This window comes from Longimicrobium terrae (genome assembly GCF_014202995.1).
Lineage (GTDB): Bacteria > Gemmatimonadota > Gemmatimonadetes > Longimicrobiales > Longimicrobiaceae > Longimicrobium > Longimicrobium terrae.
In genome coordinates, this window is record NZ_JACHIA010000002.1 from 239,757 (window position 1) to 252,988 (window position 13,232).

Annotated in this window: 12 protein-coding genes; 2 read left to right on the top strand and 10 right to left on the bottom strand. The window is 71.1% G+C overall.

What is annotated here, in order from left to right; all coding sequences use genetic code 11:
• Positions 1-173 precede the first annotated feature (173 nt).
• From HNQ61_RS29145 to HNQ61_RS04635, 10 genes are all read right to left on the bottom strand, one after another.
• A complete protein-coding gene (locus tag HNQ61_RS29145) occupies positions 174-2,093 on the bottom strand; it encodes an AAA family ATPase (protein ID WP_205761934.1) in 1,920 nt (639 codons plus the stop codon).
• Positions 2,090-3,334, bottom strand: a complete 1,245-nt coding sequence (locus HNQ61_RS04595; protein ID WP_170037866.1) for a Pvc16 family protein — start codon at positions 3,332-3,334, stop codon at positions 2,090-2,092. The genes HNQ61_RS29145 and HNQ61_RS04595 overlap by 4 nt, the downstream gene beginning before the upstream one ends.
• Entirely contained in the window at positions 3,331-4,962 is a 1,632-nt protein-coding gene (locus HNQ61_RS04600; RefSeq protein ID WP_170037864.1) for a hypothetical protein, read from the bottom strand. The genes HNQ61_RS04595 and HNQ61_RS04600 overlap by 4 nt, the downstream gene beginning before the upstream one ends.
• Positions 4,959-5,690, bottom strand: a complete 732-nt coding sequence (locus HNQ61_RS04605) for a T4 family baseplate hub assembly chaperone (protein ID WP_170037862.1) — start codon at positions 5,688-5,690, stop codon at positions 4,959-4,961. Before HNQ61_RS04605 ends, HNQ61_RS04600 begins: the two co-directional genes overlap by 4 nt.
• A gap of 5 nt (positions 5,691-5,695) precedes the next feature.
• Positions 5,696-6,220 carry a phage tail protein gene (locus tag HNQ61_RS04610; RefSeq protein WP_170037860.1) on the bottom strand — a complete coding sequence of 175 codons (525 nt, stop codon included), beginning with the start codon at positions 6,218-6,220 and terminating at the stop codon, positions 5,696-5,698.
• 13 nt (positions 6,221-6,233) lie between these two features.
• On the bottom strand, positions 6,234-8,480 hold the full coding sequence (locus HNQ61_RS04615) for a phage tail sheath C-terminal domain-containing protein (RefSeq protein ID WP_170037858.1): 2,247 nt from the start codon (positions 8,478-8,480) through the stop codon (positions 6,234-6,236).
• Positions 8,481-9,348: 868 nt separating this feature from the next.
• Positions 9,349-9,582 (bottom strand): hypothetical protein, encoded by a 234-nt coding sequence (locus tag HNQ61_RS04620; RefSeq protein WP_170037856.1) that lies wholly within the window; start codon positions 9,580-9,582, stop codon positions 9,349-9,351.
• A gap of 84 nt (positions 9,583-9,666) precedes the next feature.
• Positions 9,667-10,704, bottom strand: coding sequence for a bactofilin family protein (locus HNQ61_RS04625; RefSeq protein ID WP_170037854.1), 1,038 nt, complete (start codon positions 10,702-10,704; stop codon positions 9,667-9,669).
• A complete protein-coding gene (locus HNQ61_RS04630; protein ID WP_170037853.1) occupies positions 10,697-11,302 on the bottom strand; it encodes a cupin domain-containing protein in 606 nt (201 codons plus the stop codon). Before HNQ61_RS04630 ends, HNQ61_RS04625 begins: the two co-directional genes overlap by 8 nt.
• A 94-nt stretch (positions 11,303-11,396) precedes the next feature.
• The gene (locus HNQ61_RS04635; protein ID WP_170037852.1) at positions 11,397-11,987 is read right to left on the bottom strand and encodes a sigma-70 family RNA polymerase sigma factor; all 591 of its coding nucleotides are present in this window, start codon (positions 11,985-11,987) and stop codon (positions 11,397-11,399) included.
• A gap of 149 nt (positions 11,988-12,136) precedes the next feature.
• On the opposite strand from HNQ61_RS04635, the gene HNQ61_RS04640 reads away from it, so the two are divergent.
• Positions 12,137-12,880 carry a class I SAM-dependent methyltransferase gene (locus tag HNQ61_RS04640; protein WP_170037851.1) on the top strand — a complete coding sequence of 248 codons (744 nt, stop codon included), beginning with the start codon at positions 12,137-12,139 and terminating at the stop codon, positions 12,878-12,880.
• Complete coding sequence (locus HNQ61_RS04645) at positions 12,877-13,152, top strand: hypothetical protein (protein WP_170037850.1); 276 nt, start codon at positions 12,877-12,879, stop codon at positions 13,150-13,152. The genes HNQ61_RS04640 and HNQ61_RS04645 overlap by 4 nt, the downstream gene beginning before the upstream one ends.
• Positions 13,153-13,232: the final 80 nt, after the last annotated feature.

The window sequence follows — 13,232 nt, forward strand, 5'->3', positions numbered from 1 at the left end:
GTGAGTGCGCGGATTTGGAGCGCCCGACCGGCATCTCCGCCTCACGCCGAGTCCCGCATCGACGCACATCGCCCATCCCGATCACCCGACGCGCTTTCCCCCGAAACAACAGCACTCACGCACCCCGCACTCACGCACCTTCTCCAGCACTAACGCACTCACGCACCCCGCACTCACGCACTGCCGTTCCCCCAGCCCCCGATCTCGCCCGGGTTGATCGCGCGCTCCAGCTTCTCGTATTCGCCGCGGGCGGCGCGGAGGACGTCTTCCATCCGCACGGGACGGTCTGCGCCGGCGGCCAGAAAGGCGGCGCCCAGCGCGATGTTGCGGATGTTGCCGCCGGCCACGTTCAGCCGCGCCAGCCGCGCCGCATCCAGCCCGTCCGTGGGCGTGGCCGGCGGAAAGGCGCGCCGCCAGATTCCCGCGCGCTGCACGGCGTCGGGAAAGGGAAAGTTCACCACGAAGCGGATGCGGCGCAGAAACGCCGTGTCGATGGATGCCTTGAGGTTGGTGGTCAGCACCGCCAGCCCGCGGTACGCCTCCATCCGCTGCAGCAGGTAACTGACTTCGATATTGGCGTAGCGGTCGTGCGAGTCCTTTACCTCGCTGCGCTTGCCGAACAGCGCGTCCGCCTCGTCAAACAGCAGCACCGCGCCGCCTTCCTCGGCGGCGTCGAACACGCGGCGCAGGTTCTTTTCCGTTTCGCCGATGTACTTGCTGACGACCTGGCTGAGGTCGATGCGGTACAGGTCCAGCCCCAGCTCGTTGGCCACCACCTCCGCCGTCAGCGTCTTGCCGGTGCCGCTGGGCCCGGCGAACAGCGCGCTGATCCCCAGCCCCCGAGCGCCCGGCCGCCCGAAGCCCCATTGCTCGTACACGCGGGTGCGATGGCGAACGTGCGTCACCACGTCGCGAAGGGTGCGGGCCTGGTCGTCCGGCAGCACCAGGTCGTCCCACCCAGCGTCGCCGCGAATGCGCTCCGCCAGGTCGTCCAGCCGCGGGCGGGCCTGCGCGCGGCACGCCTCCCACAGCCGGCCGCCCAGCCCGGACTCGCCCCCCTCCGCCAGCGCCTGCGCTCCCGCCAGCCGGATCTCCCGCGCGCCCAGGTGGAACTGGGCGACCAGGCCGTCCAGCGCGCCGTTCAGGCGGGCCGCGGCGGGGCCCAGCGCGTCGTGCCACAGCGCGCGCTGCTCCACGGGCGGCGGGCGATCCACATCCAGCCGCACCGGGGTGCGTGTGGCGGTACGCACGGGCTCGCGCGCGGACACCAGCAGCGGCGCGCGCACCCGCTCCGCGAAGGCCGCCAGAGCTCGCGCGACCTCCGGCCCGTCGCCGTCCTCCACCTCCACCAGCAGCGCGCATCCGCCCAGCACGGCTTCGCGCTCCCACAGCCGGGCGGTCGCCTCGCGCTCCGCGGCGGCGGCGGGGAGGTCCGCGGCGCGCGCCACGTGCAGCCGCAGCCCCATCTGCTCGCACGCGGTTGCCGCCACCGCCCGCTTGCCCGCGCGCTCGTCGCCGCACAGGCACAGCAGGGCGGGGAGGGGAGCCGGAACGCTCCACGCGCGGGTCACGGCATCCGCCGCGTCCTGGTGCGAGCGGGGCAGGGCACCGGGCGCGGCGGCTGGCTCCACGATGGACATCAGCCGTTCATCCACCCCGCCCACGCCGGCCAGGTAGTGCAGCACCCGCTCGTCCACCCGCAGCGGCGCGGTGGTCAGCGCATCCGCGGCGGAAAGCTCCACCAGCCGCCAGTAGCGCAGCGGCGCGGCGGGGGCCAGCGCGCTCCAGAACGCGTCGGGCAAGGCCGCCAGCGCCAGCCCCAGGGTCGGCGCGGGGCGGCCGGAGAGAGCGACGGCCGCGGCCAGCCCGGAGCTGAGCTCCATCCCCGCGCACATCACCAGCACGTCGCGCTCGAATGCGGACAGGCCGAACGCCGCGCACAGCCGCTCCAGCGCGGGCGGCGGCTCCATCGCCGTTTCCGGCGCGGCGGGAACGGGATTGCCTTCGCCGGACAGGTGCCGCTCCAGCAGCGTCTGCACCCGCGCGACGGCGGCCATCAGGTGCGCCTGGTTGGCGGCGGTCCAGTCGCTCACAGCGTCACCTCCGGGCCGGTGAACCCGTTCCCCGGGCCGCGCTCCAGCGGGCTTTCCGCGCCATCCACCTGCACGCGCGCGAGGTACGTTCCCGCGGGCACGTCGCCCACCGGCCACTCCAGCGTGTCGCCGTCCGCGTCGCGGCGGGGGAGGGGAAGGGCAAAGGAGCGCCCTTCCGGGTCCGCCGAGCCGTTCAGCAGGAGGACGGCCCGTTGGGACGCGCCAACGAATGGCGTCACGCGGACGCGGATACGCCGCGGCCCGTCCCCGTCCGCGGGGAGCACCTTCACGTCGGGCGCATCCTCCGCGGTCCGCGCGATCACGGGGCGCAGAACGAACGGCGCGACGTTGCTTTCCCCGCCACGATGCGGACGCGGCGGCGTGCCCATCATCCGCTCGTGCACCACCTGCAGCGGCTGGATGCCGGCGCGGAGGGTACCCGGCGGCAGGCTGGACAGCGGGACGCGGATCTCGCCCGACCTGGCGTGCGCGGCCTCCACCTCCTGCCCGGCGATGCGGACGCGGGTGCGGTCGCCGCGCAGCCGCTGCCCCGTGATGACGAGCACGCTGTCCGGCAGAATGGGATTACGCGCGCCCGTCTCCGGTTCTACGGATTCCACCACCGGCTCGCCGAACTGCACTACGTGAATGCCGCGAGCCGCCACGGGAAGCCGCGGCGCGGGCGTTTCCTCCGCCTCCAGAGTCACCACCGATGCCTGGTACGCCACCGACAGCGCGTACGGCACCTGGAACAGCACCGACCACAGCTTGGAAAGCTCCTCCAGGTTCAGCAGCACCGGCGTAAGCCGCACGGGCTCCGGCGCTTCAGACAGATCCGCGGCGTTCAGCGACGCGGTGGACTGGGCCACCTGGCGCAGCAGTTCGCGGGGCAGCACGGGGCGCGCGTGCAGCGTCCGGACGACGGCGCCCAGCATGCGGTGCGTTTCCAGCAGGCGGTCGTCGCCGTAGAAGGAGATCAGGTAGTGCAGGTCCAGCGCGGCCGCCGGGCGCTGCGCCACGTCGCCGCCCGCCCGCCGCGCGGGAAGGTCCGCGTTGCGCCACGCCGCGTTCGGCGTGATGCCGTACAGAAAGACGTTGGCGCCCACGGCCGGGGTCATGTCGGGCGTGTCGCCGGGGCGCGCGACGGTGGCCTCGGAACCGGCCACCACGCCGGCCACCACGTCCTCCAGCAGGGCGCGCAGGGCGGCTGTGGCGGCGGCGATCGCCAGGTAGTTGCTCATCGCCCGCCCTTGTTCAGATAGTCGTTCAGCGAGAGCACGGGCGCGCGCCACCCCGGCGCCGCGGGCTGAACCACCGGCTCCGGCGCGGGTGCGGGCGCGGGCCGCACCTCGATCCGCCCGATGCTTACCGTCACCGCCGGCCGCTCAGGGTCGGCTTTGGCCGCGGGCGGCGCGGCCTGGCTCCGCGCGTTGCGGGCAGGCGGAAGCAGGGTCAGCCGCGTAGCCGCATGCGGCCTCCGCTCCGCCGCTGCCGAGGAGCGTTCGGTCGATGACGGGCCATCCTCCACCGCTCCCGATCGGTCCTCCGCCGCCTCCCCACGCGCCTCCGCTGCGGCCGGATCAGCCGTCCGCCGCGACACCCGCCGCGTCGGCGGAAGCAGCAGCCCCGCGCGCTCCGCCCCGTTCCGCCGCGCCTTTTCCGTCGCGGTCGATGCTGCTGCTGGGTCAGATGGCGGGGCCGATGCTGAGGTCGATGCCGCGCCCGAATCGGCCGCGAACTCCGCATCCACCAACCCGTTTCCTGCTCGCGATTCAAACGTCTCACCGGATCGCGATCCCGAATCCGCCGTCGCACCGCGGGCCACGCCACCCCCGCGCCCGGGCTCACTTCCGTTGACCGGTATCAGCAGTTCGGTCGATGACGGATCGGCGGCGTTCAATCCGGTTGTCCGCGCGTCTCTGCTGGATGAGCCGCCCGCGTTGCCCTCGTCAGCCGCGCTGCTCCGCGCATTCACGCGGTCGGTCGATGATTCCCGTCCGCCAATTCGATCGGGCGATGACGCACTCTTCGCCACCGTGGATTCCGATCGTCCACTCGCATCCGAAGCACCGATCCGGGAAGTGGACGCGGCAAATTGCTCCGCGCCGGCCTGCGTCGCCCGCCCTCGATCCCCGTGCAGCGCAGGCTTCTCCCGATCGCGATCAGCGGAAAAGAGCAGGCCGTCATCCGCGGTCGCGCCGCGCACAGCGGTATGGTCGTGCGGATGATCCACCGCTGCGCGATCCGTTGCCCCGTCCCGGTGATCGGACCCCGCATGCGGCACGAATTCGCGATGTGGACCGGGAGACTCCGCTTCGGCGGCGACTCTCGTCGTGCGTGCGCGCTCGCGACCTGAATCGCCGTTTGCCGATGCAGGGCTCACCGCATCGCGGAAAGCGGCTGCGTGGTCCATCAGCAGCGCGTCGGGATGATTCTGATCGACCGAATCCGGATCGCGATCCCATCCCGAATCCGACACAGCCGGACGCGATAAGCTCGCGTGATCAGCCGGATCGGCCGCTCGCCCGGAATCCATCGTGCCCGCGACATGCTGCGCGGCTACCCCGGACCTGTCGCCCGTATCGACGAAGCGGCGCAGCACGGGCGCCGTGGAGGACGGCGGCGAATCGGCGTGCCCCGCGGCGACGGGGCCGTGCGGCGGATCGATACGCGGCGAGTCGATGCGCGGCGCGGCGGGGCGGGATGCGCGGACGGTTTCCCGGCCGCGTTCCACCTCCGCATGCACTTCCTGGAACCCCGGCTCGCCCTCCGCGAACGCCGATTCGGCGAACCGCGAGGCCATCAGGGGTTCAATGGCGTGCGCCACGCCCAGGACGCGCTCCGCCTGCCGCGTAAAGAAGTCGCTCATCCTTCCACCAGGTCCAGGTACGCCCGCCGCCGCCGCGGCGTCATCGACAGGATCTCGTTCTCGCTCCAGTGGTACGCGCGGGCCAGCGTGTGCACCTCGCCCAACAATCGCCGCGCGCGCGCCGCCAGCTCCGTCCAGAAAAAGCCGGGCACGTCCAGCACCGAGCGCCACTCGGCCCCGCACGCGGGGCACGCCAGCTCCAGGTCCACCTCGGCCGTGGGCGCCGCGGCCGCCATCGCTTCGCCCACCGCCGCCCGTACCGGCTCCGGCAGGTCGTCCGCCTCCGCCGGGCCGTCGGGACCGTCGATCTCAAGCAGGCACCGCTCGGCCAGCAGCCGGCGTGCCTCGTCCACGCCGCGCGTCCGGGCCGCCAACGCCGCGTCCCGGCTGTCGGGAAGGCGAAACCGCACCCGCCACCCCTCCGCCCGGGCCTCGTGCTCGCCCAGCGCGGCACCGCGCGAAGCGGCCAGCACCGCCGTATCCAGCGAAAACTCCAGCCGCTCCCCGCACTGGCCGCAGGTGGTGAACGCCGACAGATCCGGACCCACCATCTCCGCCCGCAGCCCCAGCAGCCGCGCGTCGCGCTCGGCCAGCGGCAGGGCGGCGAGCTCTGCCCGGGACTCCGCGGTCCCCGCGGCCAGCAGCACGGTGAGGGCGCGGTCCAGCGGGTGCTGCGCGGCACCCGCCTCCCACGCCCCCAGCAGCGCCCGCGCGGAAAGCGGCGTCACGCGCGTCAGGCCGGCTCGGCGAACGAAGGCTCAGCGGGCTCCACGACGTCGTAGTCGCGCTCCCAGCCTTCGTTTTCCAGCTTGATCGTCTGGATGGCCACGGCGTTGGCGTTGGCGTCCAGGTCCGGCTGGGCCGTGAACTCGCTCACCCAGCAGCGGAACACCTTGTAGGCAATGGCCAGCTGCCCCGCCTCGTTGTACAGCTCGATGATGACGTCCTTGCGAAAGTCCTTGAGCGAGACCTCCGCGCCCAGGCCGGAGCCGTAGTTCCACACCTTGTTGGCCCAGCGCTCGAACTCCGGGTCGTGCGTCACCCCGCGCTCCAGAGTGATGGCGTCGTACTCCGTGCGCCCCGGGCTCTTGCGGCTGCTGCTGGGGTCGCCGCCTTCGCGGTGCTTCACCACCTCGGTGCTGCGCTTGAGCGCGCCCACCTTGCTTACGCCGGCCACGTAGCGGCCGTCCCAGCGCACGCGGAACTTGAAGTTCTTGTAGGGATCGAAGCGCTGGGCGTTTACGCTGAACTGTGCCATGTTCGGGGTCTCCTCAGGACGCGGTCTGCCCGGCCTTCTGCTGCAGCCGGATGATGACGAACTCCGCCGGCTTCAGCGGCGCGAAACCCACCAGAATGTTCACCACGCCCAGGTTGATGTCGTTCTGCGTGGTGGTGTCGGCGTCGCACTTCACCAGGTACGCCTGCGCCGGCGTCTTGCCCTGGAACGCGCCCTGGCGAAACAGGTTGTGCATGAAGGCGCCGAGGTTCAGCCGGATCTGCGCCCACAGCGGCTCGTCGTTGGGCTCGAACACCACCCACTGCGTTCCGCGGTACAGGCTTTCTTCGATGTACAGCGCCAGGCGGCGCACCGGCACGTACTTCCACTCGTCCGCCAGCTTGTCGTCGCCGCGCAGCGTGCGGGCGCCCCACGCCACCGGGCCCACGCCGGGAAAGGTGCGGATGGCGTTCACCCCGCGCGGGTTCAGCACGCCGTTCTCGCCGTCCGTCAGGTGGTAGTCCGTCTTCTGCACGCCCAGCAGCGATGCCTCGGTACCCGCGGGCGCCTTCCACACGCCGCGCGAGGCATCGGTGCGCGCGTACAGCCCCGCGATGGTCCCCGACGGCGCGGAGAGGCGCGGCTTGCCCCCCTTGAGCGGGTCGGCCACGTACACCCAGGGAAAGTAGACGGCGGCGCGGTCCGTCTTGGGGAGCGCGGACCCCAGCGCCAGCGTGGCCATGGCGTCGGGCGTCACGGCGTTGCGGGGCGCGTCCACGATCAGAAAGGCGCGGCGCTCGCGGCAGTAGGCGCTGGCGTCTGCCAGAATCCCCGCGTCCGTCACCCCCGGCAGGCACATCAGGTTGAAGATGTCCACCGCCTCCAGCGCGTAGATCCCCCTGCGCGCCGCCCGGTCGCCGATGAACAGGTTGTAGGCGTCCGCCGGGCCGTACGCCGTCTCGCCGCCGCCGCCCAGCGTGGCTTCCTGCACGGGCGCGCTGCTCCCGACGAGCTTGAGCGCCGTGGCGAGCGTGTCGCCCGACGCGGCCGCCAACTGCACGGCGGAGCCGGGTCCGCGGGTGCCGGAGCGCATGCGCAGCTTGGTGCCGCCTTCCACCGTGGCCGTGAAGCCCGCGTACGCCGCGTTGGCGGGCTTGAGCGCGCGCACCTTGGCCTGGATCTCGGCGGCGACCGCGGCCAGGCGGTCCGCCAGCCCCGGCGCCGCGGCCGAGTAGGCCAGCGTCACCGTATCCGGCCCGTATCCGTCCACGCTCACGCTCACCTTTTCGGCCCCCGGCGCCGGCGCGGTCACGTCCGCCAGCGCCAGCGTGTCGCTGGTGACGGCGGCGCCGCCGGGCTGCTCCGCAGGGCGGATGGCGGCGGCCGCGTCCACCTCGGTGCCGCCGTTCACGCTCCCCAGCTTGAGCGCGGCGGAGGCGTCGTTGCCCGCGCCCGGCAGCACGCGCACGCTGGAGCGCTCGCCCGTCTGCTTGGACTCCAGCTTGAGCCGCCCCGCGTCGGGGGTGCAGGTGATGGAGGGCACGGCGCCGGCAATGGCGCCGGCCAGCGTGGCCAGCCGCGCGGCGGGGTCGGCGCCGGCCACGTCGGTGGCCGGGTCCAGCACCACCTCCACCGGCGCGTCGCCGTTCACCACCACCTGCAGGCGGTTCGCGGTCGGCGTCACCAGCGTGGCCACGTCGCCCACCACGCCGCTGTAGCTGGCGCCCTTCACCGCGGAGAGCGCGTTGGCGGGGGCGGTCACCTCGGCCGTCACCAGCGCGGAGCCGTCGTTCACCACGTCCAGCACGTAGCGCGCGTCCGACGAGTTCATGCTGAGGTCGGCGAACGTTTCGCCGCGGTTTTCCGTGGCGTTGGCGGAGGTGTACTGCAGCGAGAGGGTGAAGGTGCTGCCGGGGGTGGCCGTGTCGTGGCTCACCTGCACCTGGATGGCGTTGCCGGCCGCGCCTTCGTCCCGCGCGGTCAGCCGCAGCGACGCGCCGGTGGCGCCGGGCAGGTCGGCAAAGGCGGCGGAGGCGTTCTTGGCCAGGCGGATGACCCAGGCCTCGCCGCCGCCGTTCTGAAAGAACTGGCGCACGGCGTAGCCCAGCTCGTACTCCGACACCAGCCCGCCAAACGCGCGCTCGTAGTCGGCAAAGCTCTGCACGCGGACGGCGCGGTTCAGCGGGCCGCGCCGGGCGGCGCCCGCGAATGCCGTCACCGACGTGCTGACGCCTGTGATGGTGCGCACTCCACTTGGGACTTCCTCCACGTAGACGCCTGGGTAGCTCAGCACGGACGGCATCGGGGGGTTCCTCCGCAAAGGATGGGGTGTTCGCCGCCCCGCCCCCGTGGGGCGGCGGCCGCGGCGGGCGTGGCGCCCGGACGAATCGAGCACCGCGGGCACGGCGATGGGCCGTGCGTGCGGCCGGCCCGGAGGGGCCGTCGGCTGTGTGTCTTTCGCCGGAGGATGCCGGAAAAGGAGCGTAGCCGGGAACTGCGGGATTCCGTTCGCGCCGGGGGCTTGGAACGCGGGCGCTTTCCGGGGACGCGGCCGGAATCTGGAGGCCATTGTCGGCAAAGCACGTACCGGTGTGCCATGAATGCGTAATTCATTGCGCTACCATGCCTTGCGTTCTGATACGCGGCTGATGCCGCTCCATATCCGCAATTCGCTGGGACGCAAACTCCCCGCGTTCCGAGGATGCACTGTCCCACTTGCCGCCGTTAACTGAAGTTTCCGCGCGCGATCTGTTTCTTTTCGGATGCGGAAAGGGACGGCTTCCCGCGCGGGGAGCCGTCCCTTTTGTTTCCTGAAGTTCCTCGACAGCCGTTTCACACGGAGGCCACGGAGGATGCACGGAGGTCACGGAGGAAGAGCAACAGATGATCTCACGCAGAGCAGCAGAGCAGCAGAGCAGCAGAGCAGCAGAGCAGCAGGAAGAGGGGGGATTTGAATCATGGGTAGCCAGGAATCCTGAGGCTTGACCTGATATCCCGGAATCTCATATCAGTCGCGCCGTGGATGAGCGGGACAGCGCGGGAAAACAGGAAGGGGGCACGCAGGCCGGAGGGAATCCCCTCCGTGACCTCCGTGCCCCCTTCGCGGCCTCCGTGAGAGACGCGTTTTGTTGTTCTCTGCTGCTCTGCGTCTCTGTGTGATGCCCTTCTGTTCAGCTGTCCAGCCAGCGCTGGTCCGCGGCGTACACACCCAGCCGCCGGCGCTCGCTCGCGCGCACCAGCTTCACCACGATCAGGCCCGCCAGCAGCAGCGGAATCGCTTTTACGGCCAGCGCCAGAAGCCCGAACACCAGCCCCACAACGGCGCCCACCACCGCCAGCGTAACCCCGATCACCACGATCCCCAGCACGGCTATTCCCAGAACCACCAGCAGCGTCGCCAGCATCGGTCGCTCTCCTTTGTTTTTCCATCCGCTCCGCGAGCCCCTTCAGGCCCGCGGACCCTCCATCCTTCACCCACCGCCGCGCAATCAGGCCACGTGCGCGCCGCTGGTTCCCAGGTCGTCCATCCCCATCGGCCGGCCCTCGCCGCGGTAGCCGCGCTCGTTCCACAGGCTCACCGCCACGATCAGCACCGCGCCCGCGCCCACGCTGGCCGCCGCCCACAGCAGCACCGAGGCAAGCAGGCCCACCAGATCCGCCATCACGTTCAGAAAGGGCGTCAGCTCCAGCAGGTGCGCCACCAGCCGCGGAGCCAGCAGCACGGCCAGGCCCGTGAACAGCGGCATGAAGGGCTCGTTCTGCAGCGAGGCGAACTCGCCGGCCTGCTCCGCCGTGCGCCGTCCCACCACCTGCGCCACCACGATCAGCCCCAGCCCCGCCAGCGCCGCCAGCATCGCCCAGAACAGGGGGATGAAGAGCAGCAGCAGGGGAATGCCGATGATGGTCACCGTCAGCAGCACCAGCCCGGCCAGGAAGACGGGAAGCGCCAGCACGTTGGCCGCGGCCCCGATCCCCACCGCGTTGCCCGGCGTGCGGCGGAGCACGTCCACCGCGCGGTTCAGATGCGGGCGGCCGTAGAAGGTGAGCGCCACGCCCACACCGGCCAGCAGAATCCCCAGCGCGATCGTCTGCAGAATGCCGCTGAACCCGCTCTGCAGTGATCCCAGCCACCCGCGCCGGATGTGCATGGCCCCCGTCGTCTTGGCCTGCTGCGAGCCTTCCTGCACCTTGCCCAGCACGCTGCCGCCGCGGTTCACCAGCTTGCCGCCGGTCACCACCGCGTCGCCGTAGATGAGGGCGCCGCGCTCCACTACCAGGTCGCCCCCGCCCACCACCGCGTCGCCGTGCACCTCGCCGCGAACGACCAGCGAGCCGCTGGCGACGACTACGTCGCCCTCGATCACCTCGTCGGCGCCCACGGCGTGCTGGCCGCGAAACCACACGCGGTCGCCTTGGTGCAGCTCCCGCCCGTCGGAAAGGCCGGTGTGGTCGTGCCGCGGCTGCGCGGCAAGAGGACCGGCCAGGAACAGTGCCGCAAGCAGCGCGGCTCGAGTCGTGTTACGCATGGGTCATCCCGGTCGCCGGGGCGCGCAGCATGCGCGCCATCGTCCATGCCGCGGCGGGAACCGCGGCGGCCAGCACAAGCAGAATCACGGGGAGCCCGGCCAGCGTGGGCCCGGGAATGGAGGCCAGCGTATCGGCGCCCCACTGGAACATCCCCGTGCGGATCAGCGTTTCCGTCCCCTCGGACAGCAGGTTCCACGACACGTCGCGCGACCACCCGCTCACCGCGCTCCACAGCCCGCCCATTCCCGTGGCCGCCCCGCCGAACCACGCCGCCAGAATCGCCAGCGGGGCAAGTACCATCCCCACCAGCGTCTTCCACCTGCGCGAACCGGCGCGAACCGGAATCGCGGCCGGCTCCGCGGCGGCCGCCGGGGCGATGTTCACCCGCGCCATTACCGCGTCGGCAAAGCGGGGCGAGGGAGCCAGGGCGGGAAAGGCCTCCAGCGAGGCCACCAGCGCCCGCGCCTCCTTCAGCTCCGCGGTGCAGTGCGCGCAGCGTGACAGGTGCTGCTCGGCAAGGCTCCGTTCCACGTGGGAAAGGGCGCCGTCCACGAGCTGCTCCAGCGTCCAGTAAGGCAGGTGTCCGTTTGCGTCCATCACGTGGTCCTCAGGGTCGCGTCGTGGTCATGGTTCAGTTTGGTACGAAGCCGGCGGCTCCGGAGTTTCAGCATGCCCCGCGGGGCCAGAGACATCAGACTTTCAGATGCTGCAGCGTTTCGCGCAGCTCGTTGCGCCCGCGGTGGATGTAGGTCTTTACGGTGCCCAGGGGCAGCGCCATGATTTCGGCGATTTCCTGGTACTCGCGCCCTTCCACGTGACGCAGCAGGATGGCCGCCCGGTACTCCGGGCGCAGCCTGCCGATGGCCTCCTCGATCTCCTCGCCCAGCTCCTTGGCCTCCAGCAGCTCCTCGGGATTTTCATCCGGCGAGATGATGGTGATGGCCGTGGCCTCGATCTGCTCCGCCGTGGTGGCGTTGCGCGATCCGTCGATGGAAACCGTGTTCAGCTCCTTACGACGGATGTGGTCGATCGTAAGGTTGGTGGCGATCTTGAAGATCCAGCTGCTGAACTTGTACTTGGGATCGTACCTGTCGATGTGGTTGAACACGCGCACGAACGTTTCCTGCGCCAGGTCTTCGGCCTGTTCGCGGTCGCGGATCATGCGATAGATGATGGAAAACACCGGGCGCTCGTAGCGGCCGAGGAGTTCCCGATAGGCCTTTTCGCTGCCCTGCTGGGCGCGGGTGACCAGTTCGTGGTCGGAGACCTGAGTTGCGTTCACCGCTTGGATTCGGGGCCTGAGATCAGACGTGCGGGACCGTACGACGGGCGGGCCGGCGAAGTTTCAGTCCGGGGCGCAGTCTTGCTCGCGCCTCGGGGCAGGGGCTAGTTTCAGCGGCTCCATTCTAAGCGACGCAAGCGGTTTACGGTATGCCAGAGAGCAACGCGCGGCCCACCGCGCTTCCCGCGCCGGCCCAGAAAGCGGCGCACGTGCGCGACATGTTCGGCGCCATCGCGCCGCGCTACGACCTGCTGAACCACGTTCTGTCGATGAACATCGACCGGCTGTGGCGCCGCCTGGCCGTGCGCCGGCTGAACTGGCAGCGGGTTCCGGACGGCACCTACCTGGACAACTGCGCCGGCACGCTGGACTTGGCCGTGGCGTTGGCCGGGCGCGGCGGATTCCGCGGCCGCGTCGTGGGCAGCGACTTTACGTACGAGATGCTGGAGCGCGGCGTGGACGCGGGAAAGACCCGCACCGTCCCCGTGCGCCCCGCCTGCGCCGACGCTCTCGCGCTTCCCTACGCGGACGCCACTTTCGACGGCGCCACGGTCGGCTTCGGCGTGCGCAACCTGGCGGACCTGGACGCCGGATTGCGGGAGATGGCGCGCGTGCTCAAGCCGGGCGCGAAGCTCGTGATCCTGGAGTTCACCAATCCCACCTGGGAGCCGTTCCGCACGCTGTACCGCATGTACAGCATGCACGTGCTGCCCCGCATCGGCCGCATGATCAGCAGCCACCCGTCCGCGTACAACTACCTCCCCGAGTCCGTGGTGCAGTTCCCCGCGCCGAAGGAGCTGGCGCGGCGGATGGCGGACGCAGGGTTTGACGGGGTGCAGTGGACCACGCTCAGCGGGGGAATCGCCGCCCTTCACCACGGTACGCGCCGATGAGCGTTCTTTTCAAGGTCCTGGCGTCCACGCTGCTGCTCAGCTTCTTCGGCTGCTGCGTGGCATCCGCCTTCCTGCAGCTGGCGGCCTGGCGCCATCCCGCCGACCCCGCGCAGGGGCCCACGGTGGCCGGCGTGTGGAAGCCGGAGGGCCGCCTCAACGAAATCGGCATCCGGCAGATGAAGCTCGCCCGGCTGATGCTTATCCTGGGCGGCGTATCGTTCGTGTCGTTCGTGATCGTCCGCCGCGTGGGCGCGGTGATGATGGGGCAGTAGTCCGGTCCGCCTTCCGCCGCGCGGAAGGCGGATTCGCGTTTTCAACGGAATCCCGTCCGATCTCTCGCGGGCGGTTCTCG

Excerpts from the sequence above, each read along its gene's own strand:
- HNQ61_RS04625 (WP_170037854.1), bottom strand. The coding sequence starts at position 10,704 with ATGCGTAACACGACTCGAGCCGCGCTGCTTGCGGCACTGTTCCTGGCC.
- HNQ61_RS04615 (WP_170037858.1), bottom strand. The coding sequence starts at position 8,480 with ATGCCGTCCGTGCTGAGCTACCCAGGCGTCTACGTGGAGGAAGTCCCA.
- HNQ61_RS04645 (WP_170037850.1), top strand. The coding sequence starts at position 12,877 with ATGAGCGTTCTTTTCAAGGTCCTGGCGTCCACGCTGCTGCTCAGCTTC.
- HNQ61_RS04600 (WP_170037864.1), bottom strand. The coding sequence starts at position 4,962 with ATGAGCGACTTCTTTACGCGGCAGGCGGAGCGCGTCCTGGGCGTGGCG.
- HNQ61_RS04595 (WP_170037866.1), bottom strand. The coding sequence starts at position 3,334 with ATGAGCAACTACCTGGCGATCGCCGCCGCCACAGCCGCCCTGCGCGCC.
- HNQ61_RS04620 (WP_170037856.1), bottom strand. The coding sequence starts at position 9,582 with ATGCTGGCGACGCTGCTGGTGGTTCTGGGAATAGCCGTGCTGGGGATC.
- HNQ61_RS04630 (WP_170037853.1), bottom strand. The coding sequence starts at position 11,302 with ATGGACGCAAACGGACACCTGCCTTACTGGACGCTGGAGCAGCTCGTG.
- HNQ61_RS04640 (WP_170037851.1), top strand. The coding sequence starts at position 12,137 with ATGCCAGAGAGCAACGCGCGGCCCACCGCGCTTCCCGCGCCGGCCCAG.
- HNQ61_RS04610 (WP_170037860.1), bottom strand. The coding sequence starts at position 6,220 with ATGGCACAGTTCAGCGTAAACGCCCAGCGCTTCGATCCCTACAAGAAC.